Origin of the sequence: Novipirellula herctigrandis, assembly GCA_007859835.1 — a bacterium.
GTDB lineage: Bacteria > Planctomycetota > Planctomycetia > Pirellulales > Pirellulaceae > Novipirellula_A > Novipirellula_A herctigrandis.
In genome coordinates, this window is record SJPJ01000001.1 from 1,028,269 (window position 1) to 1,051,265 (window position 22,997).

Sequence of the window (22,997 nt, forward strand, 5' to 3'; positions counted from 1 at the left end):
GGAATATCCTAAGGCTGAAGTGAAACATTGCGAATGGTTGGAGCAGCACTCGTCGGTGACGATTTGTACGCCATTTGCACGCCATTATTATTAGAACGGAGAAACTACGTTGAGCATAGCGGTGTGTCCCCCAATCGCTGCTGTCACCGAGAAAAGACGAGCTCACCAAGAAAGTGCCATGCCTCGTTCAAAGCAACGGGGCCTAGTTCAAAGCAACGGGGCCTAGTTCAAAGCAACGGGGCCTAGTTCAAAGCAACGGGGCCTAGTTCAAAGCAACGGGGCCCAGTTCAAAGCAACGGGGCCCAGTCCAAAGCAACGGGGCCTCGTTCAAAGCAACGGGGCACCACAACCAATTCGCGGACCATTACTTATTCATCTCGATAATTTGCCCACCTTTGGCACTTTCGTAGATCGCTTCAATCACCGCCACACTGCGTCGACCTTCGTGACCGTCGATCAACGGGGCTCGGTGTTCGTTGATTGCGGCGACAAATTCATCGAACAACATAGTGTGACCATGATGGCCTATCGCTGATGGATCAGCCGCTCCGCCGCCCGAACTCGTTTTTCCGATCATGGAACTTCGAATTTCTTCATCGGATGCATCTTCTTGAGCAAACTTCCACGTCAAGATGTCTTCTTCTTCGATGATCGCAGTCCCGTGACTGCCGCTGATCTCGATCCGCTTGAGCGAACCGGGATAAGCGGTCGTTGTGGCTTCGATCACCCCCAATGCTCCGTTGGCGAATCGCAATGTGGCAACGGCAATGTCCTCGACTTCGATCCGCTCGTGAGTCAGTGTCGATGTCATCGCACTAATTTCCGAAACATCGCCCATCAACCAAAGCAACAAGTCGACACTATGGATCGCTTGGTTCATCAGTGCTCCGCCGCCGTCGAGTGCCCAAGTTCCGCGCCATGCACCACTGTCGTAATACTCTTGCGTTCGAAACCACTTCACATAGGCGTCGCCCATCGTGATCGTGCCAAACCGGCCGGCATCCATCGCTTTTTTGACCAACTTGCTAGATTCATGAAACCGACTTTGAAACGTCACAGCCAACCGCACATCGGATTCCTCGCACGCACTAATGATTTTGTCACATCGTTCAGTAGTAATCTCGAGCGGTTTTTCGACAAACACGTGCTTGCCAGCCTTGGCCGCTTCGACAGCGGGATCCAGATGAGCACCACTAGGGGTGCATATCGATACGGCATCAATCTCGGGATCCGCCAACATCTCTTCGATGGTCTCATACGCTTTGCAGTTGTTTTTTTCTGCAAAGGAAGTAGCGAAATCGTGGAGACGATCGACACAGCCCACCAATTTGGCACCCTTGGCGTCCGCGATCGCTTTGCTATGGAAACCTGCGATCATCCCGCACCCAACGATGCCAATCCCAACCGTCATTATCTCGTTCCTCAAAGAAGTGGTGTTTTCAGATTCGCCCCATCCGGATACTTTTTGAGTATCTCAAGGTGAATCAATCGCTAGCATCATAGCGAATTTTGCATCGCGTTCCCAGACTCCGCCTGAGAACCACTATGGCTCTGCCTGAGAACAACAATGTCCACTCCCCGCTAGGAAAGTGACGCATTTGGCTCACGCCACTGCTACGACCGCAAAAGACCTAGCCGATTTGCCCATCCAGCTGGACGCGGCAACGGGGATTGGTGCGCTTTTAAAGCCTGCAAAAGGCAAGACAAGACGTCGCAAACCGGTTGCGTTTGACAATGTTTGGGGGTCGATTCGTGGACTACTCGCCGCCACACTCGCTCGGCACGCGTCCAACCTGCTATTCATTGTTCCTCAAGCAGCCGACGCCGATACGTTAGCAGGAGATGCGATTGCGTTCGGACTTAGCAATTCAGTTCCGCTACCGCTTTCGTCTGGCGGCAAGTCCTCGGTTGGAAAATCCACTGGCCACCATCATCACCGCGATGCCGAGTTTGCGGAGCGGTTGCAGGTCTTACAGCAATTAGGCGATCGAACCGGCGGCGATCCCACCCCGCTATTGGTGACTGCATTCGTTGGCGGAGCGATGCAGCGGGTCCCGTCGCGGAATCGACTTGACAGCGCAACACGGACCTTTAACGTCGGCGAACAAGTTGAACCCGAAGCGATCCGGCAATGGCTTGCTGACGCAGGGTTCGCCGCAACCACGGCAGTCCAATTCCCTGGGGAATTCGCATCTCGCGGCGGCATTTTAGACGTCTATTCCGCTGACCAACCTAACCCACTTCGGTTGGAATGGTTTGGCGACGAAATCGAATCGATCCGACGATTTGATTTGGCAAGTCAACGAAGCATTGAATCGGTTCCGAAAATTGAAATCACCGCGATCAGTGGCGAAGATTCGGAATCGAAAACCGATACCTTCGGATCACTGACCGATTACTTGCCCGAAGACACGTTGGTGGTGATTGTCGATCCACAGGACTGTGAAGCCTCCTCTGCCGCGATCCAACGACGAAGTGGCGACGATCCTCGGTTCTTATCCTACGCGGACTTAATGGAATCGTTGTCCGGGTACCGTGTCATCACGGCCAGCTCACTCAGCGAATCGACAGACGCAAAGGTGATCGACCTCAAAGCGGTTACGGCCGACAACTTTGCCGTTCATCTTGATGAAACCGTCACCCAAATCGACACGGTCGCAAAGAACCACGAGATCATCTTGGTTGGCGACACACCCGCCGATGTTGAACGGTTGTCGGAATTGCTGCGTGATACCACCGCGAACAAACAAGGACGCTTACATTTAACCGTCGCCGAACTCAGTGGCGGTTTTCGCTTATCCGGTGCCAAAGTCTTGGTACTGACCGGGGCGGAACTTTTCCACCGCAGTCCGGTACGTCGTGGTCGCACGCGGGCGCGCGGCAAGCCGATCGACAGCTTTCTACAGCTCGAAACCGGCGACCTTGTTGTCCATTTATCGCACGGCATCGGTTTGTACCGCGGCTTGCAGAATATCGAAAAGAACGGCCAACACCTCGAACACCTAACGATCGAGTTTGATGGCGGCACAAAAATCTACGTCCCGGCGTCTCGCATTGGTTTGATTCAACGGTACGTTGGCGGTACGAAGACTCAGCCGCGATTGGCAAAAATTGGTGGTCAAGCGTGGCAGCGACAGCGCAAAGCAGCGGAATCGGCCGTCACCGATATGGCAAGCGAGCTACTGGAAATGCAGGCCGAACGCACCTCGCGCCGCGGCATCGCTTTCGATCCCGACAATGCTTGGCAACGACAGTTCGACGCCAGCTTTCCGTATATGGAAACGGCCGATCAACTGACAGCGATCGAGGCGAGTAAGATCGATATGGAATTGCCAAAACCGATGGATCGCTTAATCTGCGGCGACGTCGGTTTCGGTAAAACCGAAGTTTCGATGCGAGCAGCCTTCAAAGCGGTCATCAGTGGCCATCAGGTCGCCGTTTTGGTTCCGACCACGGTGTTAGCCGAACAGCACTACCACAACTTTTGCAACCGAATGGCGGAATTTCCGGTCGAAATCGCAAAGCTTAGCCGGTTTTGTACTGCATCCCAACAGCGTGAAACGGTCCGCCAACTCGCTCGTGGCAAAGTCGACATCGTGATCGGTACCCATCGGCTGGCCAGCGACGATGTGAAGTTCTCGAACCTCGGTTTAGTCGTCGTCGACGAAGAACAACGGTTCGGTGTCGCGGTCAAAGAGCGACTCAAGACGCTTCACAGTAACGTCGACGTGATGACATTATCCGCGACGCCAATCCCTCGAACCTTGCACATGGCGTTGGTCGGCGTTCGCGATATTAGCAACCTCGAAACGCCGCCCGCCGAACGGATGGCGGTCGAAACGAATGTCAGCCGCTGGGACGACCAAATGATCCGCAGCGCAATCGTGCGTGAACTCAATCGCGGTGGCCAGATCTTTTTTGTTCATAATCGCATCGGCGATATGCACATGATCGCCGACAAAATCCGCCGCATTGTTCCGGAAGTTCGTATCGGGATCGGTCACGGACAAATGGGCGAAGGGGAACTCGAACAAGTGATGGTCGATTTTATCGAACATAAATTCGACTTGCTGTTAGCGACCACGATTATCGAAAGTGGCCTCGACATCCCCAACGCGAACACCATCTTCATTGACGACGCCGATCGATACGGACTAAGTGACCTGCATCAACTTCGTGGCCGTGTCGGCCGCTACAAGCATCAAGCCTATTGTTACTTGATGGTAGCCCAGCACAAACACTTGTCACCCGAAGCAACAAAACGACTTCGCGCGATCGAAGAGTTCAGCCAAATGGGAGCCGGTTTTGCCATTTCGATGCGGGACTTGGAAATCCGAGGTGCCGGTAATTTGCTCGGCAGCCAACAGAGCGGTCATATCGCGGCCGTCGGTTACGAGATGTATTGCCAATTGCTAGAGGACGCCGTTCGCCAAATCCAAAAATTGCCGCCTAAATTGTCAGCGGATGTCGACATTGACTTGCCTGTGGAAGCCCATTTGCCAGACGACTATGTCCCCAATTTGCGACACAAAATTGATGTCTACCGTCGCATCGCAAAAATCAACAATGCAGCGGAAATCAAAGCGATCCGAGCGGAACTTCGTGATCGGTTTGGGAAGCTACCGAAACCAGCAAAACGAATTCTAGAGCTTGCCGAATTGCGACTTGACGCCGCGGCGTGGCAAATTGCCTCAATCACCAATGACGCTAGGTTCATCGTATTGCATTACACCGCTCGACATCGGATCGACCAATTAGTCCGCCACACGTCGATCCCTATCCGAGTAGTCGATAAACACCGAGCATATATCCCAACGAAGGATTACGATATGGAAGTCGATGCGGCGGGAACAAGTTGGCTACAACTAGCACGCGCGGCATTACATCTGGGCTAATGGCCAATCTGCGCTAACGACCGTCCTTTGCTGGCTACTTTCGATCCGCCACAACGATCGCTCGCACCGGACAGGGATAACCTTCGATCGTCTTTGTCGGATCGGACGGATCGAGAAAGTCCGAGAGCGACTCGAATGTCATCCAATCGGTTTTGCGCTGTTCGTTGGACGTGGTGGTCGTGATGTCGACGACTCGGATGTTTTTGAATCCCGTTCGCGACATCCATCGACTTAGCATCGCGGTCGACGGAATAAACCACACGTTGCGCATCTTGGCATATCGGTCGACCGGAACAAGCGTCGCGAAATCGTCCGTTTCGACGATCAATGTTTCAAGCACCACCTGGCCTCCGGGACGAAGCGTTTCGGCAATCGTTTGCAAATGATCAATCGGGCTGGTCCGGTGATACAACACGCCCATCGAAAAAGCCACATCAAACAAGTTCAACTTAGCCGGTAATTCGGTGTCTGCGAGCGGGACGATCCAGTGCCGCTCCGACGCCTCGGCGTAGCGTCGAATCGCTTCGAATTGCATCACGTATAGCAAATAGGGATCGCAACCAACGACGCAGTCTGCGCCGGCGGCTAACATTTTCCATCCATAATAGCCGTTGCCACAACCGACATCCAAAACCGCTTTGTTCCGCAAATCGATTGCCGACAATACTCGTTGCCATTTCAAATTGGATCGCCACTCGGTATCGATTTCGATCCCGCAAACGCTAAACGGCCCCTTACGCCAGGGGTGAAATTGCATCAACGTTTCGCGCAGCGAATCGATGGTGGCCGGGGCAAGTTCCCCCTTCACCGCAACCGCATCATCGTGCCCATCGACCGAAGCGCCGTCCATCTCAGGCAGTCGCCCATAGGCACGTTTCCACTTGTCAAGGTTTCCATGTTTGGGCGGAAAGAAACGCGCGTTACAAATCGCCCGCAACTGGCTCGCCCATTCCGTTTGGCCTTGTTCTGACAGCCAATCGTAGAAAGATTGTCGATCAAAAAGCGTCACTTTGACAACTCCGTGCCGGGGCCAGCGGGTTCCATTTTCACTGCCAAGATCGAGGCGAAGTTGAAGCATTGGAACCAGGGGGCAACGCACCGAAATCCGGCATCGCGAAGTCGCACCGTGTGTTCATCGATTGACTCCGGCAGCAGCCGGTTTTCGAGTGCCGTTCGCTTTTGCGCGATTTCGAGCTCACTATAGCCGTGAGCGAGTTTAAAGTCGTGATGCAAATCCACCATCAATAGATTTTGATCGTGCTCGTCAAAGCGAATCTTCTCGGACAACAACATCGCGCCGCCGGGAATCAGCGAATCATAAATTGTTTGAATGAGTTCGGTACGCTTTTCAATTGATACGAATTGAAGCGTTAAGTTCATCACCACAAAAGACGCGTTCGACATCGGCGTATCGCAAATGTCGGCCTCTTGGACAACCACGTCGCACCTGTTTGGCTCCGAACCAATCTGCTCTTTAAGCCGAGCTACCATCGCGGGTGAATTATCGATGGCATAAATCCGACTCGTCGCTGGTGCTCGGCCGCGCATCAACATCGTCGCCGCTCCGAGAGAACATCCCAAATCGTAGACATTCGTCCCGGGGCGAATAAATCGCGACGCCAATTGTTCAATCATTGACAAAATCGACGAATACCCGGGGACCGACCGAGCGATCATATCGGGAAAGACATCTGCGACCGCATCATCGAACGTAAAATCGCCGATGCGAGTCTGAGGCAGTGAGTAGATTTGGTCTCGCGACATCAGTGGATAGGAGAGCAGGATTCGGTCAATGAAGTTGATCGCCGATTTTGAACTTCAAACTGATCGCGGCGGTGAAAAGCAGCACTACGGCAGCACACATTTGCGTGACATGCAACGAAGTCACCTCGGCCACTCGCCCCCAGAGTAACGATCCGGCGGACATTGAAAAAGCCATCGACGTCAAAAAACACCCCATTCCGCGCGCTCTCATGCGGCCGGGCAACGTCATTTGCGCCGTGGCATTAAGCGTCGTTAACGTGATCATCCATGCCGACCCCATCAATATCGTTGCCAAGCCAACCCAAACGGCATGTGTGGTGACACTCAGCACGGCAAGACCGAACGCGAAAGCCGCCATTGCGCCTGCGATTGTTCTATCGGCGCCAAATTGTGAATGAAAACGTGGCAACACCCAAGCTGCGGCCAACGCACCAAAACCAACGCATCCGACCAGGAACCCAAAACCGCCGGCTTGCCAACCGAGTTGTGCCTTGGCGACCAATGGCAAAAGAGACCATAAGGCGTTGGCCGGAAGGATAAATAACACCACGCCAACCAGCACGTTGCGCATCACTGCGTTATTGACGACGAAACGAAGCCCCTGATAAAGCGACATCCGAAACGAGAGGCCGCGTGTCGATTCACGGCGTTGGCGTTTCCACGATACCAACACCACAACAATTCCGGCGAACGAGAATGCGTTTAATGCAAACGCAATCCATGTCCCGACGGCGGCAATCAAGATTCCGCCGACCGCTGGGCCGACCGCGCGAGCGAGATTGAAACTGATGCTGCCAAGAGCAACCGCACGCGTTAATTGAACCTTGGGAACCAATTCCGGTACCGCTGCTTGCCAAACGGGAACATGGATCACCATCCCAATCCCCATCACTGCTGTCAGCGCCAACAGCATCCATGACGTGATCACGCCCGAAAACGTCATTGTTGCGAGTGTCGCGGCGGTACAGCACAGTAGTAATTGAGTGACAATCAGCATTCGTCGTCGATCAAACCGATCGCCAATCACTCCGACGGGAATCGCCAGCAACACGATCGGAATCGCCATCGCCGTTCGAACCGCCGCAACCATTTGTGGCGAAGGGTCCAAGTGGGCCATCAACCAACCGGCACCAATCTCATGAATCCAGGTACCAAAGTTGGATGCCAATGAGGCGATCCAGAAGGCCCGGAATAATGGCAAACGCAGCGGTTCCCACGGCGACATGGATTGAGGGGAATCGGATTGGGGCGGGGCGAGCGTCGGTTCGGACACAGCACTTGCCGAACATGAATTCGGCGTCGAGCGGTCTTCGGCCAGTTCAATGTGGGTCAAGGATGGCGGCGCGGGAACGTGAAGCGAAGTTTATATGACACGCTCACTGTAGAGAGCCCGGCCCGGGGATGAGAAGGGGACGAATTCCCAATCGGCAACTTCAGTTCTCTAGAACCCATTGGGCCGCCACTCTCGCTAGCTCGGCGGTGTGGTTGAGCCCGAGCTTGTCCTTTATACGCGATCGATAGGTTTCGATCGTGTTTGGGCTCAATTGCATGGATTCCGCAATATCGCTTGTCTTTTGACCTTCGCCGATATGCGTGAATACCTCCAATTCCCGATCCGACAAAGCTCGCTCCGGCGCACGATCATCGATGCGCTCACCTCGCGAAAGTCGCTGAAACATTTTGGCCGAATATTCGGGACTCAGGTATACGTCACCTTTCAGAACCGTTCGCAGAGCGGTAATCATCGTCTCACGCACATGACGTTTGTTGACGTAACCTTTGGCCCCCGCATGCAGGGCTCGTTCGGCATACAACGATTCGTCATACATCGACCATACCAACAAGCGAACGTCAGGAAACCGAGCATGGACCTCTTTGACCAACTCGATTCCACTACCGGATTTGAGCGAGATGTCAATGATCGCCACGTCGGGCTGGGAAGCCTCAATCGCCTTCATTGCATCGACAACGTCTTCTGCTTCGCCACAGACTTCGAGGTCCGATTCCATTTGAATGCGCATCGCCAAGCCATCACGAGTGATTGGATGGTCGTCGACTATCAATACTTTTGCCATGCCGCATGCCCCGGAACATTCTAAGGATCGATTCTCTGACATCTCTGACACTTTAGGATACATGAATTGTATCGCCACACAATCGAATTGCGCCGTTCCGAGGAAGATCCCCATTCCAAGGACGATCCTCGGTCCAACACTATCGAATGGATGCCGCCCCTGACATTAAGAACCCGCTACCGCTGTGAAATGGGATTTGGGACGATGCAAGTCACCAGGGTTCCCTGTTTGGTTCCCTGTTTGACACCCGCCGATATACTTAGCTTACCGCCAATAATACTCGCTCGGTATCCCATCGACCGCATTCCGCCCCCCGCTTTCCGATTATTTTCGTCGTCAATGCCGAGGCCATTATCGGCAACCCTTAGAACCAATGTGTCGTCCATTTGTTCGGTCTCGATTTGAATCTCTGTTGCATTCCCATGTTTTACCGCATTGGTGATTGCTTCTTGCGAAATCCGATACAGATGGCTTGCTTTTTCTGGGTCGAGTCGGTGCGACGATTTGTCACCAGTGTAATAACATTGAATTCCGTACAACTCGGATACATGAGCGGCAAGTTCAACGAACGCGGAATTGAGCCCGCTACCTTCAGCTTTAACCGGGTAAAGGCCTCGAGCGAGTTGCCGAATTTGCTCGAGCGAATAATCGATTTGCGTCGCAATCCGACCGGCAATCTCACTTTCGGGCAGGTCTTTTTTGCGTAGTGACATCGCCAAGGAATCGGCCATCAAAGCCAAACCTGTTAATTCTTGCCCCACACCATCATGCAAGTCGATTCCCATACGACGCTGCTCTTCCGATGCAATACGCATCACGGCCCGCTCAAGCTCGCGACGCTCGGTAATGTCTTGCCCACTACACAAAAGGCCAATCGGATTGCCACTAGAATCCGACAACATCGCGTCGTACCATTCGACTTCGCGACGCGAGCCATCTTTGCATAGAATGAAGTTGATGTGGCCACGAACACGGTCGCCAATGATTGATTTGGCAAAGCGATTTTCAATCGACTTTCTTTCGAATTCGGGCAAACAAGTCTCAAACCAATCGCATCCTTTCAATTCATCAAGCCCCCAACCCGTCATCGATTCGAAATAGCGATTGAAACTCACGATTTTACCGTCACAATTGAGCACAAGAACGATACTCTGGGCCGTTTCAATTAGATTCGAAACAAACTCTCGTTCGCGTTGAATCTCTTTCGTTCGCTCGACAACCCGCTGCTCAAGCTGCTCATTGAGATCGCAGAGATTTCGTTGCGCCATGCGAAGGTCGGTCACATCCATCATCGCAACAAAGCAGACATCGGATTTTTGATAAGCTCGTAGAACGCTTTGAATCTTGACGATCGACGGTGGATTGCTCTGAGCATGTAACTCAATTTCGCACGCTTGCCGACTTTCTCTCGAAAAGACGCTATGAAAATGGGCACACCAATGGTCTTGGGATTCGGGAGCGACGAATTTAGAGAACTGCGTTCCGATTAGTGCTGAACGGGCCGAACCGAAAAGGCGGGAAGCCGTTAGATTGCACTCAACGATGGAGCCCTGTCGATCGAGTGTGAAGTAGCCTACCGGCGCGAATTCATACAAGTCTGAGAATCGGTTTTGCGACTCCGTAAGATCCGACTGGGCGGAGCTAGGATCCCCGCTCCGCATCTCCAATTCGCATTGGCGTGCCCGCAATTCTTGGATCAGCGACTTAACGGTATCAACATCCATGCCAGCTATTTCGGCTCGCGCGGCCTGCAATGACGACTCGGTTTGGTCTCCAAGGAAACCACCATACGATTCGCAGGGGACTCGTTCTTGATCGATTTCCGATCGTCTCGTGTTCAAAACTTTTGTCCATAGCTGATAGGTATAGCTGATAGGTATCGTTCCGGATTTCCGTGCACATGCCGCAGCTCACACGAATGAAACAAGCATCGTCTTCCGCCTTCGATTGACCAATTGATCCAAACGCAGGAATGCTCAAACCCATCACCTGCGAGCGGACATTCTCTGAGCAACCATTTCAGCTCCACGACATCCCACCGGACGCATCCTTCATCATAGATAATCATCCCTTCGGATTGTGCTGGGTTTGTAGGGAAGAAGTGGAACAAAATCTATATTTTTATATGCACATTTCAAGCGAGGCCGTCATCACGACCATTGCTGAATGGCGTGTCCCCCGCCCCCCCCGACTTCGCGTCCTATGCTCTCCCGGCTTCGCGCTTCGTATCGCTCGTCTTGTTATGAGTCGCGGATTCTGATTAAGATCGCCGCATGCTATCTCACTATCCGACCGATTCGTCCCGTTAGCTCATCGATCGGCATCGAAATACCATGGAAGGTTTCGACGTGTCCGCTGCTGAAAAATTGTCCGCCCATTACGAAACACTCGAAAATACCGACTCGATTGTCCCTCCTGCGACCCTGCTTGAACGACTGCGAATCCTTCGCGGCATCGTCTCGACCGAGGGCAATGCGCTCCTTTTGGCTGCCTCGCAACTTGACTCGGAAGCAGTCCAAGCGGCTGAGATGACGGCAAACTGCGAAGGCTGCGTCGTTGTCACCGGAGTTGGCAAAGCCGGCATTGTCGGTAAAAAACTTGTGGCTACTCTTGCCAGTACCGGTACACCCGCCCATTTTCTGCATCCAGCGGAAGCCGTTCATGGCGATTTGGGCCGCGTTCGCGAGAACGATTTGGTGTGGGCCATCTCTAATTCGGGCCGCAGCGAAGAAGTGGTTCGCATCGCCCCCCATTTAAGAGAAAATTCCGCTGGCTTGATCGCGATCACGGCGACCGCCGAAAACCCGCTGGCCGATGCAGCGAACTGTATCGTTGCGATTGGCAAACACTCCGAAGCATGTCCAAATGGCTTGGCACCGACATCGAGTACCGCCGTAATGATGGCGGTCGGTGACGCGATTGCGATGTTGGCAAGTCAATTGCGATCATTCTCACCACAAGATTTCGCTCGCTTTCATCCCGGTGGTGCCCTTGGCCAGAAACTAGCGACGGTGGATCAAATGATGCGAAACCTTGACGCTTGTCGCATTGCCCCACCCCACATTACAGTCCGCGAAGCGATGGTGCGAACCAGCAAAAACGGGCGTCGCACTGGAGCGGTCATGCTTGTGGACCAACAGGGCATCTTGGTTGGTATCTTCACCGATAGCGACCTTGCGAGGCTTCTTGAAACACGAAATGATACGGCACTTGACGAGCCGATTTCCGAGCGAATGACCTGCCAACCAACCACCGTACACTCGGCCACTCTGCTTCAAGAAGCAATCGCGGTGATGTCGCGTCGGCACATCAGCGAACTGCCAGTCGTCGATGCCAACAGCCGGCCGCTCGGCCTGATTGACATCACCGATGTCGCGGCGATGTTGGGGGATCGCGACGAACCTTCGATTCTGCCATTCGCATCTTAACTCTTCGAAAACCAATTCATGCTTGAACACCTCAAAAATGACGCTGATATAGCAGCCAACATCACTTGCATTCTATCGGATGTCGACGGCGTGTTGACCGATGGCAGAATCATCTACACGGGCGAAGGGGTCGAGATCAAACACTTTCACGCAAGGGATGGCCAAGGGATCAAAACGTGGCTGCAGCGTGGCCTTCAGTTTGGAATCATCACTGCACGAACCGGGAACGCGGTCATCCAGCGTGCGTCGGACCTCGGGATTCAGCACCTCGCACAAGGATTCGAGGAAAAGCTTCCGGCCGCCGAAAAAATGCTAGCTGAAATGGGCTGCAGCTTTGAGCAAGCTTGCTATGTCGGCGATGACCTGCCGGACATTGCCGTCATGCGACGAGTCGCGTTGGCAGTCGCGCCAGCTGACGCAGCAACCGACGCACGCGAAGCGGCACAATGGGTCACACGCTGCAAAGGCGGTCACGGAGCAATGCGAGAAGTGATCGAACGATTGCTCCGAGCGCAAGGTCGCTGGAAAGAACACACTAAATAACTATGGTTCGAAAGCTCACTCATTACATCACCGCGCTAGTCTTCCTAAGCGTGATAGCGGTTGTCTATCAGGTAGTGGTTGTTTCGTACCTGCGTCCACCGCACATTCAGCGGATGGCCTACGCACCCCGCGCCGAGTTGAAACTCAGTGATACGCTTGGTGACTTGTTCCCCGAAGGTGCTTGGCAACGGGGCAAATGCAAACGATTGCAAACTTCCGATGGCATGTTGTTGTTTGAAAATTGGGAACAATCGACTCCGGATCAATGGAAACTATGGCCCATCACGGTCGTGATCGGACGTGGGTCCGATGGGGAATCGAGCACGGCGCCGGTGGTGATCGAATCGCGCAATGGTGCGGAAATCAAATTCACTGGGTCGCTCGATGTGATGAGTGGCGGCGCCCCTCCGATTCAACGCGGACGAATGATCGGAGTGGTGCAAATCAGTCGTACCGATCCGGATTCGCCAACCGATTCACTCTCCATTCGCACCGCGAACGTCGGGATTGATAATCAAAAAGTTTGGACGACCGAAGCGATCCAAATGAATATGGGGAAGACCCGTTTGATCGGTCGCGACTTGACGATCCATCTCGCTACCGCAGCGTCGACGCCGATGAACGCCAGGGGCAATGGAGCGGTACTGGACCGCATGGAGTTAATCTATCTCGATGAGTTGATCATGCCTCTGGACGAGGGAGGCCTTTGGCCCGCAACAACGGTCGCGGTGGATTCCACGGATAAATTCCACACCGATCCCATGAAGCAGGCCGTCGCGAAGTCGCCAGCCGTGCTCAGCGTCCAGTGCGGCGGACGGCTTGAATACGATTTCGCAATCAACCAATTAATGCTTCGAGATCGCGTCGCGTTGATTCACAAAATCGCTGGCGCCGAAACCGACCGATTCGACTGTGACACACTTGAATTGACGCTCCGAGACCCGAGCAACAAGACACTCAATCGCGAAGGGCCACTTGATTGGATCAACCGAATCAAAGCGACCGGCGCGCCGCTTGTCGCCACACTGCCGAATTTAGATCTGAAGATCGCTGCCGGTCAACTCGACCTGCAGGCGTCCAGGGGACTAATGATGGCCGACGGAAACCAAGGGATCGAAGTACACCGCGGCGGCATTCATGCACGGCTTGAAAGCATCGTCTATCAGTTTGACCCCCAATCGCCCACAACGCTCGGCGCCATCGACGCTCGCGGCATCGGCGTCGTCACTCTGGATGATCCCTCCATGCCACTGCGACGAGCACAGTGGAAAGAAGGATTCAAGCTTCAATCGTTATCCGCGACAACCGCTGATGCTCTTAACAGTGACTTTGGTTTTTGGATCGATGGTGAAGTCCAAACCTGGTTGGCCGACGGAGGCCAATTCAACGCCGGATCGATCGAAGGAGTGTTGAAACCGTCTCCCCCGGAAAACGCACTGGCCCCCAATGCCGCACTGGCCGCCAATGCCGGATTGGCCGCCAATGGAAAACCGGATTCCGATCGAAAACCAGCCCGACGAACTCTCGCCCCCGATTGGGTGGCGGCCAATGGGAACGTTCACTTGGACACCGCTGCGATCGCGGCCGATGCGAGTCAATTACAGCTGTTCTTTGTTGAGCCGGAGCCAAATGACTCCACCATGATCGACGACAGTCAGCCGAAACCCGCGAGCTCCATTCGACATTTGGTGGTCCAACCCGATGCGAATGACCCCGCATCCGAACCAGTTGCACGACCGAGACCCACCGTGCGTGGAGACGTCATTTCAGCAAAGCTTGCGATCGACGACTCAGGCGTGAGCGCCCAAGATTTGAGTGTTCGCGGCAGCGTTGAACTCACCCATACGGTCGAACTTGGTGGCCAGCCGATGCTGGCAAAGTTAACCGGTGAAGAACTGCGGCTGATCGATAGCAATGGCGAGGATGTGCTGCATCTCGGTAGCGGAGTCGAAAATCCGGCGCGGTTTGAACTGGGCGATGGCTATTTCGTCGGCCCCGTGATCCAAATACGACCGAGCGACAATATTGTCTGGATCAACGAAGCAGGCGAGTTCCAAATCCCATCCCAAGCTTTACCGAAAGGCCTATCACCGTCGGACCCGAGCACGTCGAACTTGACATGGACTCGGCCGCCGCTATGCCGATGGCAAGGCGAAATGGTCTTCGACGGAAAGACGGCGGTGCTTACCGATGGCGTCGAAATCCACGCAGCACTCGTTAATGGTCGCGATCCTTGGGATGTGCATGTCGCAGGTGACCGAATGGAGATCTTCTTGAATGATGGTGTCCAAGTAAGCGATTTGGCAACGATGCGTTCCGCGACGGTCCAACGGATCGAGCTGCTTCAAAATGAAACACGCCCCTTGATAATCGAGGCGGTTCAGAAAGCGGGCGATGGAATTACCGAAGCAAAGCATGTGTTGCATGCTGAAAAACTGACATTGGTTCCATCCGACGGTGGCAAATTGTTCGGATCAGGCCCAGGCTGGTATCGCTGTTGGACGCGAGGCGAATTGGCCTCGGCGATGCCCGGCGGCAATCGCAAGACAGCACAACCATCCAATGCTGACACCATGATGACGGGCATCCACTTGATCTTTCACGATGCAATGGTTGGCGACATGGCGAACCAAAAGCTGGAATTTTCGCGAGGCATCCGATTGGGTGTACGTGACGTGGCATCGTGGGACGAAGTGTTCGACGCACAAACAATGGACGCGATCTCCAACGGGCAATCGACACTCGATTGTGACCAGTTGAGGTTTTCGGTTGCACCGGAAAGCTTGAACCGACCATCAATCCAAGGACTAGCGACACCTTGGGAAACCGAAGCGTCCGGTGGAGTGGTTTTCCGAACGCGCGGCGATCGTGGATTGCTCGAATGTACCGCGACGCGAGCTGCGTATGCGTCGGGCAAGGACCTCTTCACGCTTCACGGCGTGCCAAATCGCCCCGCACTGTTTCGGCAACAATTACCCGATGGCCAACCGGGTCCCGAAGGCGCAGTACGAACGATGACGTTAAGACTCAAGACGATGGAAGTCGAAAACTTACAGCTTGAGCGATTGAACATCGCCGCGCCGCCACAGGTTGGAAACCGATAGGGTGACTTTTCCGGGTCCCCAATCGAGCGGGAACCACCAGCACGCTAACGCACGGCTAACGACAGCAGAACTAGGCCACGTTGAACATTGACAAACACTCTTCGGTGGAAGCTTGGTCAACCAACGCAACGACAATGTCGCCGGGCTTTAGTTGGTCGTCCGCACGCGGAACTCGCACGAATCCATCTCGTTGGATCGCCGCGATCAAACAACGTCCCGCAAAGGGCAACTCAGCCAACGTTGCATCGGTCACTTGCGAGCCTTCGACAATTTCCAATTCGTAGACTGCGATTTCCCCGTTCGGCAATCGGCGTTGGCTAATCACAGAACCCTCGTTAAGAAAACCGAGAACTTGACGAGCTAAAACATCACGTTCACTCACTGCGCGATCGATCCCCAACTTGCCTACCACGTTCGCATAATCAGGTCTGCCGACGACGCACATCACTCGCGCCGCCCCAAGTTCTCTCGCTTCGACACCCGACATGATGTTGCTCTCATCGTTCCCAGTACAGGCGACAAAATGGTCCACCGTCCCCGCACCTTCGTCTTCCAAGATACTGCGGCGATTCGCGTTGGCTTTGATCACCGTGACGTTGGGCAGAAGCTTCGATAAGTGTTCACAGCGATCAACGTCTTGTTCCAACATGACGATCCGGTAATCATGCGGGCTGAGCGAACCGGCTAAGTGATAACCGGTTTCCCCGCCCCCGGCGATCATGACACGCTTCTTACTGGTTCGTTCACTACTACCGCCGAATAAAACGCGGGCCTTGGCGACCGCGTCCGGCATTCCGACCAAGCTAACTCGGTCACCTGAATGCAGTTCATCTTCACCACTGGCAATCCACATCCGGCCTTCGCGAGCGAGCGAACCAATGCGGACGCCGCCTGGGATTTTCAAGTCACGAAGCTTCTCACCTGCGGCACTCGACTTGCCGGCGACTTCCATTTCGTAGACTTCCAATTGACCACGAGCAAAATGCTCAAGCGGAATCGCATCGGGATTCCGAATTGCACGAGTCAGCTCATAGGCGGTCAATTGCTCCAAACTGAGAATGCTGTCGATATTGAAGTGGCGCTGGTAGTCGAACGTACTGAGATCGCGAAACGCAGGCGCGTAGACTCGTGCGATGCTGCGGCGCGTCCCCAGAGCTTTTGCCATACTGGCCGCAACAATGTTGACTTCATCGTCACCGGTCACAGCCAAACAAATGTCCGCACCACACACGTCGGCCTGGAACAACACGGTACTTTGCGATGCATTGCCCTCGATTGCCCGAACGTCAAGCTCACTGTTGATCCGGCGCACGTTATGCGGATCATGGTCGACCACGATCACACTGTGACGTCGCCGACAAAGCATATCGGCAATCCAACGACCAACCGTTCCAGCACCTAAGACGAGAATTCGCATGATTATTTATTGCCTTTGCTAGACCAGCCATTCAATAAACAAAAGCACAACAAATATGATCGCCATAAAACCGGTGATCCAGCGTGCGGTACCAATCGCATGTTGGATGATCAATGCGTGATCCTCGTGCCGAGTCCCACCAAACACAAGCGAGATCGAAACCACCAACGGGACGAAATACAACAAGTAGCTGGGCGAGATCGACAATGTGGCGATCGGAGCGGCCAAGTCAAATAGAGAGTTTGGAATCAAAAGATTGTCTCAGTGTGTTTCGGGCAGTGTGTTTCGGGCAAGGTGTTTGGGTTAGGCGGTTCGGGCCAGGTGTGTTTGGGGTTAAGCAGCAGAATTCGCCGATATTGGATGGACTACCGTCACGCGTTCAGCCTGCGTCACGCGTTCAGCTGTGTCACGCGTTCAGCCTGCGTCACGCGATGGCGAGCGCAGCTATTTAGCACCGCGTTCCTGCTGGTCATCCCCATCGTCTTCACTCCCATCGCCTTTTTCTTCGATTCGTTTTCCGCTAAACGGCACGGCTAAGGGGCCACCAAAGGCATCGTAGATGACCAATATGTTTAATAGACCTGCGATCACGGTGTACCACGTTCCCATTTCGTAGCCTGCACCATGGCGAGCGTACCAAGCCGAAACGTCGTCCGCTTGATCTTCGCGAACCGGTCGTCGTGGTGGCGCCATCAGGCCTAACCAATAGGGCACGTAGCTTTCGTAGGTTTGACCAGAGAGCGGATCGGTCTGCGAATTCATGTATTTGCCTTGCACCAATGCAGGCAAGGCTGCCGCACCGACGCCAGCTTGCAGGAAATAATGCCAACGCTTGTCACCAGGTACCCAAGATGCGTAAACGACGTGGCCACCGCCTAATGCAAAGCCAAGGATCCACGTGGTCAAAATACAAATAAAGAACAATCCAGCCTTGGTTCTTCGGCCTTGGTAGTAATGGCCCAATCCGGGGACCAGCCAAGCCAGAAAGGCCGCCAGATAGCGGTTATGCAAGTCGACTTCTTTTCCGTCTACTTCAATCACCGATTCGGAGTCTGCAGGCATATTCGTTTTCTATAGGGAGGGAAGTAACGCTTAGTCGCAAAGGACATTCATTTCAGTAGCATTTTGCAGCATTGTGCGTGAAATGGAGCTTTTGTGGTAGGTGAATCGAACTAATTGGAGCCAATTGTGCCGCAATTCTTCCGCCACCGAATAGGACCGGACAAATGCACAGATTAATTGCCCCCCTAATTGGCCCGCACAAATTGGCCCAGATCCATCTTGACGAGCCCTCAACCGATTTCCTATTCCCATAGCTCGGTTTTTGGATTTCCACCCCTTTTCAGTGTGTCTTGGCTATGTCACGTCTTGTATCCATCTCCTCGGCGGTCGTTTTGTACGGTGTGGCCGGGTTGTTCAGTATCACCGTCGGCTGTGGTTCTTCGGCGGATGTCACCGACGCAACGGCGATTAACACTACAACCGTCGCAGCGAAAGGCCCTTCCGCAACCGAGGTTGTTTCACAATTTTTGGACCGAGTCCGGCGCGGCGGCCAATCGTCGGGTGCGGATCAATTGCTCACTGAACGAGCGAAATCCGAGCTGACGCGAATCGGCCGATCGGTCCAACCGATTGGCTCGCCCGACGCTCACTTTGAAGTCACACAAGCTCGCCAAGTGCCAAGCGACCCCGACGCCATGTTGGTCCAAAGCATTTGGACCGAACCGGCCGGAGATGGATCCAAAAGCGACTTTGAAGTCGTCTGGGCCGTTCAGCGCGAAGCAGGCGGTTGGCGCATTTCGGGGTTAGCGATGCAAATGGATCCCGCACAACCCGCCGTTGTCATCGACTTTGAAAACGGTGACGAAATGGCTAAATTGCTTGCGTCTACCGACGAACCGGCCGCTCCCGAAGCGAAGACTCCCGCGACAAATCCTGCTCAAGCATCCGCCGCGGTCGAGCAACCGCTGTCGCGATAATCGTCGCCCAGCCAATCGTCGCCCAGCCCAAAAGCCCAATGGGTCGCTGCTAGATCATTTCATCGTCGATGGATTGTCGATGGACGATTGTTGGCCAGATTCTGCCAGATTCTTTCCGGGCGCCGAAATGCCAGGGCAAATTCTGAATGCCATCTGATTCGTTACGCTGCAAAGCTTCACGTTTTTAGCCATTTCGGTCGCCCTAAGTTTTTGCTAGCGACTTTCAGCGAAAATCTTCTAGACACTGCCAACCGCCTCCCACCCCGTTAAAGAGGGGTGTTTGCGTAAGCGGGCGAGGATGTGTACACGGAGTAGAGGTTTCCACCTTTCCCTACAGCATGTTGCGGTAAACCCCAATAGTTAACGCGTCATGCTCAGCCTGCTGTACGCCCTTGTTGTTCACTACTGGTAGTGATCCGTTTAGTGTGGTTCCCGGCAAACAATCAGCGCCCGTGGATTTTGAGTTGCAATTTAGTTCACTTTTTGCGGACTGGGTGGATTGACACGATTTCGCCCAGGGTTACTGTAGCGTCAAAATTACGTGAGCCGCAAAAACCACGCAAATACCCTAGTTTACTGGTAAGTACCAGTTAGTCTTGTTGGTAGCTACGGCTCAGATGGTCATTCGGTAGCCAGTGATGTTATCTGGCGGATTGATCATCAGGAGTAACAGGCGACTGGATGTCCGCCCTGAACACAAAATGTGCGAATTTGGATCGCACCTATCCTCCGAATACTTGGGAGATTTCTATGAATCGGACTGTGGTGAGCGGCATCGCCGCATTCGCACTGATGATCGGTGCGTCAATCGTGATGAGTGATACTGCGAATGCAGGTGGACTCTTCTCAAAATGTCACGCTAACCAATGCGGTGGCGGACTGTTCCAAAAAGGTTGTGGCGGCGGACTTTTGTCGCGTCTTCACAGCAGCAACTCGGATTGCTGCGCTCCAGAACCGGTTTGCTGCGAGCCAGCTCCCGAACCAGTATGCTGCCCAGAACCAGCATGTGCTCCAAAGCGTGGTTGCGGCTTATTCGCTCGTTTGCGTGCTCGTTGTGCAGCTAAGAAGTCTTGCTGCGAACCCGAGCCAGTATGCTGCGAACCCGAGCCAGTATGCTGCGAACCCGAGCCAGTATGCTGCGAAGCACCTGCTCCAGCATGCGATTGCTGCGAAGCGGTCGTCGAAGCGGCTCCCGTCGTGGAAGCATGCTCAAGCTGTGGCGGTGGCGAAGTGATGATGGCGAGTCCTGCAATGGGCACCGCGGTTGTTACCGAAGCGGTTGCAAGCGAAGCGGTTGTTGGCGAGAGCGCTGATGGCTTCGACTTGGCTCCAGGCGAAACGCTCGTTCCTGGCAGCGTTGTGACTGGTGCAGCAGTAGAAGCAACCGAAGCAGCACCTGCTGTTGACGAAGCTGCAGCACCTGCTGTTGACGAAGCTGCAGCTCCTGCTCCTGCTCCTGAAGCCGATGCCGCTGCCGATGCAGTGGAAAGCAGCAGCGATGCACCACCAGCACCAGAAGCAGACGCAAACACCGACATCTAGTCTTGTCTTGTTTGCTCAAAAGATAGTCTGAGCCCATTGGCATTGATGATCGATGTCAATGAACAAAGAACTGAAACCTCGCCGGCCCTTGGATCGGCGAGGTTTTTTTGTGGCTCTATTGACGCTAAGTGGTTGTAATTTCTATACTTCCGCACTTCGAGCTCTTAAATGCTGCAAAAAGCTTGAAGCCTAAAAATCCTGCACCAAAACCACCCAGCCTGTCCCTTGAAGACGAATCGATGAAAAGCGAACGCCGACACGAGTTACAAGAAAACGTTCTCGCCAACTATCTTGGCCAAATCAACCAAGCAATCGAGCCTTATTCGAAGATCATCTTGGCGGGGGTCATCGCATTACTGGTTGCCGTGGTCGGCTACTCGCTGTACAGCAGCAAGGCGGTTGGTGAGCGCAGCGATGCGACACTCGGTTTGTTGCAGGAATCGGAGTCGCAAGACCCCGAAGCACTTGAAGCCATTTCGACAAGGTTCCCGGGCACTCCCGCAGCCGCTTGGGCGGAACTTCAACGTGGTAGCCAATTATTGGCTCAAGGCAGCCAAGGGTTATTCGTTAATCGCCAAGATGCCGAAGTCCAACTCGAAGACGCGAAGTCGGCCTTCAAGTCGGCCCTCTCCAAAGGAAAAGACAAGATGCTTCGATCGCGAGCCAACTATGGTATCGCGCGAGCAGCGGAGTCACTCGGTCAAATTGATGAAGCAGTCGAGGGGTACAAGGATTGCATCAAAGTTGGCGAGTCCGAAGAAATCGCAAAAGCATGCCAGGATCGCATCACATCGCTAGGACGCGATGACACAAAAGACTTCTTGGCCTGGTTTGCCGACCAAGATTTTACGCCTGCCGATCCATCGCTACCACCTTCGTTGCCAAGCGGCAACACGCTTCCCGACTTGCCTGATTTGAATTTGCCAGCACTCGAAGGTGGCGACGGCGAAGTTTCTGATACCGGTGTGGAATTGCCTGAAGCCACAACCGATGAAACGGCTGCAGCTGAATCAGATGAGCCTGAGACCGAACAGCCAACCAACGAACAAGAGTCGATGGAGATGCCAACCGAGTTGACTCCGGCCAACGATCCACCGGCTGAGCCAGCAACCGAAGCGCCCCCCGAAAACACGGACGTTAAAACTGAAACGCCGGATGCTTCGTGAAGGATGAATCCGTAAACGATAACTCGATCGAAGACGACAGCGATATCGACGGATCGGCCACAGATCCAATCGCCGGTGAACCGGTATGTCGCGATTTCGTCGTCCCAGAATCGGCGGTCGGTCAGCGCATCGATCTGTTCCTTACCCAAGCATCGGATGGATTCAGCCGTAGCCAAATTACGCAAGCGATCCAAGCCGACGGTGCGACTCTTGACGGACGAACCGTTCGCCCGAGCGTGAAATTGAAAGCGGGACAAAAGATCCGGTTTCGCGTTCCCGAACCGGTCAGTGATGACACGATCGGCGAAAATATCCCGCTCGATATTCTTTATGAAGACGACGGATTTGTGGTGGTAAACAAACCACCGGGCATGGTCGTCCATCCGGCTCGCGGCAATTGGACCGGGACGCTCACCAGTGCCCTCGCATTTCGTTTTCAAGCTCTATCGGATGTCGGCGGCCCCACACGTCCGGGCATCGTCCACCGACTCGACCGCGACACGAGTGGCGTGATTGTGGTTGCCAAAACGAACGCCGTCCACATGAATTTGGCGGATCAGTTCGCCAACCGAACAGTCGAAAAAGAATACTTCGCGATCGCGGCAGGCAAACTCGATCGAGACCGAGATATCATTGATGCCCCGATCGGACGACATCCGTACCAGCGGGACAAAATGGCGATTCGTGAAAACCACACGACGAGCAAAACCGCATCGACTTTCTATGAAGTCATCTCGCGGCATGGTCGATTCACGCAAGTGCGGGTATTGCCCAAGACCGGTCGAACGCATCAAATCCGAGTCCATCTAAGCCACGCCGGGGCCCCAGTCCTGTGCGACCGTCTGTACGCTGGGCATGCCGAAGTGACCGTTGCGATGTTGACGGGAGTTCGCGACGAAACGGGCAAACGTGTGGTACTGGAACGCCAAGCCCTGCACGCCAAACGTTTGACGCTGACCCATCCCCAAAGTGGCAAGTCGATGACATTCGAAGCACCGCTGCCGGACGACATTCGCCGTGTGATCGAGGTCCTTTCGAGCAGCTAGGCAATCCGAAGCCCAACAATGCAAGGCCCGAATCAGCC

Annotated in this window: 17 protein-coding genes; 8 read left to right on the plus strand and 9 right to left on the minus strand. The window is 54.1% G+C overall.

Annotated features, from left to right (window positions below; all coding sequences use genetic code 11):
* Nucleotides 1-364: 364 nt before the first annotated feature.
* On the minus strand, nucleotides 365-1,411 hold the full coding sequence (locus tag CA13_RS03480) for a Gfo/Idh/MocA family protein (protein ID WP_146394614.1): 1,047 nt from the start codon (nucleotides 1,409-1,411) through the stop codon (nucleotides 365-367).
* A 178-nt stretch (nucleotides 1,412-1,589) separates the two neighbouring features.
* Between CA13_RS03480 and mfd the strand changes: the two genes are divergently transcribed.
* Complete coding sequence (mfd, locus tag CA13_RS03485; RefSeq protein WP_146394615.1) at nucleotides 1,590-4,895, plus strand: transcription-repair coupling factor; 3,306 nt, start codon at nucleotides 1,590-1,592, stop codon at nucleotides 4,893-4,895.
* A 34-nt stretch (nucleotides 4,896-4,929) separates the two neighbouring features.
* Here mfd and cmoB read toward each other — a convergent pair whose 3' ends face one another.
* The 5 genes from cmoB to CA13_RS03510 form a co-directional block, all read right to left on the minus strand.
* Nucleotides 4,930-5,904 carry a tRNA 5-methoxyuridine(34)/uridine 5-oxyacetic acid(34) synthase CmoB gene (cmoB, locus tag CA13_RS03490; RefSeq protein ID WP_146394616.1) on the minus strand — a complete coding sequence of 325 codons (975 nt, stop codon included), beginning with the start codon at nucleotides 5,902-5,904 and terminating at the stop codon, nucleotides 4,930-4,932.
* On the minus strand, nucleotides 5,901-6,659 hold the full coding sequence (gene cmoA / locus CA13_RS03495; protein ID WP_419193887.1) for a carboxy-S-adenosyl-L-methionine synthase CmoA: 759 nt from the start codon (nucleotides 6,657-6,659) through the stop codon (nucleotides 5,901-5,903). The genes cmoB and cmoA overlap by 4 nt, the downstream gene beginning before the upstream one ends.
* 25 nt (nucleotides 6,660-6,684) lie before the next feature.
* Entirely contained in the window at nucleotides 6,685-7,932 is a 1,248-nt protein-coding gene (locus tag CA13_RS03500) for an MFS transporter (protein ID WP_419193888.1), read from the minus strand.
* A 160-nt stretch (nucleotides 7,933-8,092) separates the two neighbouring features.
* Nucleotides 8,093-8,734, minus strand: coding sequence for a response regulator (locus CA13_RS03505; protein WP_419193889.1), 642 nt, complete (start codon nucleotides 8,732-8,734; stop codon nucleotides 8,093-8,095).
* A 176-nt stretch (nucleotides 8,735-8,910) separates the two neighbouring features.
* Nucleotides 8,911-10,575, minus strand: coding sequence for a PAS domain-containing sensor histidine kinase (locus CA13_RS03510; protein ID WP_146394619.1), 1,665 nt, complete (start codon nucleotides 10,573-10,575; stop codon nucleotides 8,911-8,913).
* A gap of 507 nt (nucleotides 10,576-11,082) precedes the next feature.
* Here CA13_RS03510 and CA13_RS03515 point away from each other — a divergent pair.
* From CA13_RS03515 to CA13_RS03525, 3 genes are read left to right on the plus strand one after another with little or no spacing between them, the layout of a single operon-like run.
* Nucleotides 11,083-12,162, plus strand: coding sequence for a KpsF/GutQ family sugar-phosphate isomerase (locus CA13_RS03515; protein WP_419193890.1), 1,080 nt, complete (start codon nucleotides 11,083-11,085; stop codon nucleotides 12,160-12,162).
* A gap of 18 nt (nucleotides 12,163-12,180) precedes the next feature.
* The gene (locus CA13_RS03520) at nucleotides 12,181-12,705 is read left to right on the plus strand and encodes a KdsC family phosphatase (protein WP_146394621.1); all 525 of its coding nucleotides are present in this window, start codon (nucleotides 12,181-12,183) and stop codon (nucleotides 12,703-12,705) included.
* 2 nt (nucleotides 12,706-12,707) lie between these two features.
* A complete protein-coding gene (locus CA13_RS03525) occupies nucleotides 12,708-15,809 on the plus strand; it encodes a hypothetical protein (RefSeq protein ID WP_146394622.1) in 3,102 nt (1,033 codons plus the stop codon).
* A gap of 70 nt (nucleotides 15,810-15,879) precedes the next feature.
* Here the strand turns inward: CA13_RS03525 and trkA are convergent, their stop codons facing one another.
* The 3 genes from trkA to CA13_RS03540 form a co-directional block, all read right to left on the minus strand.
* Nucleotides 15,880-17,226 carry a Trk system potassium transporter TrkA gene (gene trkA, locus CA13_RS03530; RefSeq protein WP_146394623.1) on the minus strand — a complete coding sequence of 449 codons (1,347 nt, stop codon included), beginning with the start codon at nucleotides 17,224-17,226 and terminating at the stop codon, nucleotides 15,880-15,882.
* Nucleotides 17,227-17,244: 18 nt separating this feature from the next.
* Entirely contained in the window at nucleotides 17,245-17,478 is a 234-nt protein-coding gene (locus CA13_RS03535; protein ID WP_419193891.1) for a hypothetical protein, read from the minus strand.
* A 192-nt stretch (nucleotides 17,479-17,670) separates the two neighbouring features.
* Nucleotides 17,671-18,288, minus strand: coding sequence for a DUF6677 family protein (locus CA13_RS03540; protein WP_419193892.1), 618 nt, complete (start codon nucleotides 18,286-18,288; stop codon nucleotides 17,671-17,673).
* A 296-nt stretch (nucleotides 18,289-18,584) separates the two neighbouring features.
* Between CA13_RS03540 and CA13_RS03545 the strand changes: the two genes are divergently transcribed.
* From CA13_RS03545 to CA13_RS03560, 4 genes are all read left to right on the plus strand, one after another.
* Nucleotides 18,585-19,205 carry a hypothetical protein gene (locus tag CA13_RS03545; protein ID WP_146394624.1) on the plus strand — a complete coding sequence of 207 codons (621 nt, stop codon included), beginning with the start codon at nucleotides 18,585-18,587 and terminating at the stop codon, nucleotides 19,203-19,205.
* A 750-nt stretch (nucleotides 19,206-19,955) separates the two neighbouring features.
* The gene (locus CA13_RS34590) at nucleotides 19,956-20,747 is read left to right on the plus strand and encodes a hypothetical protein (protein ID WP_419193893.1); all 792 of its coding nucleotides are present in this window, start codon (nucleotides 19,956-19,958) and stop codon (nucleotides 20,745-20,747) included.
* A 239-nt stretch (nucleotides 20,748-20,986) separates the two neighbouring features.
* A complete protein-coding gene (locus tag CA13_RS03555) occupies nucleotides 20,987-21,913 on the plus strand; it encodes a YfgM family protein (RefSeq protein ID WP_146394625.1) in 927 nt (308 codons plus the stop codon).
* 68 nt (nucleotides 21,914-21,981) lie between these two features.
* Nucleotides 21,982-22,959 (plus strand): RluA family pseudouridine synthase, encoded by a 978-nt coding sequence (locus CA13_RS03560; RefSeq protein ID WP_146403384.1) that lies wholly within the window; start codon nucleotides 21,982-21,984, stop codon nucleotides 22,957-22,959.
* The last annotated feature ends 38 nt before the right edge of the window (nucleotides 22,960-22,997 follow it).

Bases quoted from the DNA above. Each gene is read 5' to 3' on its own strand.
- CA13_RS34590 (WP_419193893.1), top strand. From the start codon at position 19,956: ATGAATCGGACTGTGGTGAGCGGCATCGCCGCATTCGCACTGATGATC.
- CA13_RS03545 (WP_146394624.1), top strand. From the start codon at position 18,585: ATGTCACGTCTTGTATCCATCTCCTCGGCGGTCGTTTTGTACGGTGTG.
- CA13_RS03520 (WP_146394621.1), top strand. From the start codon at position 12,181: ATGCTTGAACACCTCAAAAATGACGCTGATATAGCAGCCAACATCACT.
- CA13_RS03555 (WP_146394625.1), top strand. From the start codon at position 20,987: ATGAAAAGCGAACGCCGACACGAGTTACAAGAAAACGTTCTCGCCAAC.
- cmoA (WP_419193887.1), bottom strand. From the start codon at position 6,659: ATGTCGCGAGACCAAATCTACTCACTGCCTCAGACTCGCATCGGCGAT.
- CA13_RS03505 (WP_419193889.1), bottom strand. From the start codon at position 8,734: ATGGCAAAAGTATTGATAGTCGACGACCATCCAATCACTCGTGATGGC.
- CA13_RS03480 (WP_146394614.1), bottom strand. From the start codon at position 1,411: ATGACGGTTGGGATTGGCATCGTTGGGTGCGGGATGATCGCAGGTTTC.
- trkA (WP_146394623.1), bottom strand. From the start codon at position 17,226: ATGCGAATTCTCGTCTTAGGTGCTGGAACGGTTGGTCGTTGGATTGCC.
- CA13_RS03525 (WP_146394622.1), top strand. From the start codon at position 12,708: ATGGTTCGAAAGCTCACTCATTACATCACCGCGCTAGTCTTCCTAAGC.
- CA13_RS03540 (WP_419193892.1), bottom strand. From the start codon at position 18,288: ATGCCTGCAGACTCCGAATCGGTGATTGAAGTAGACGGAAAAGAAGTC.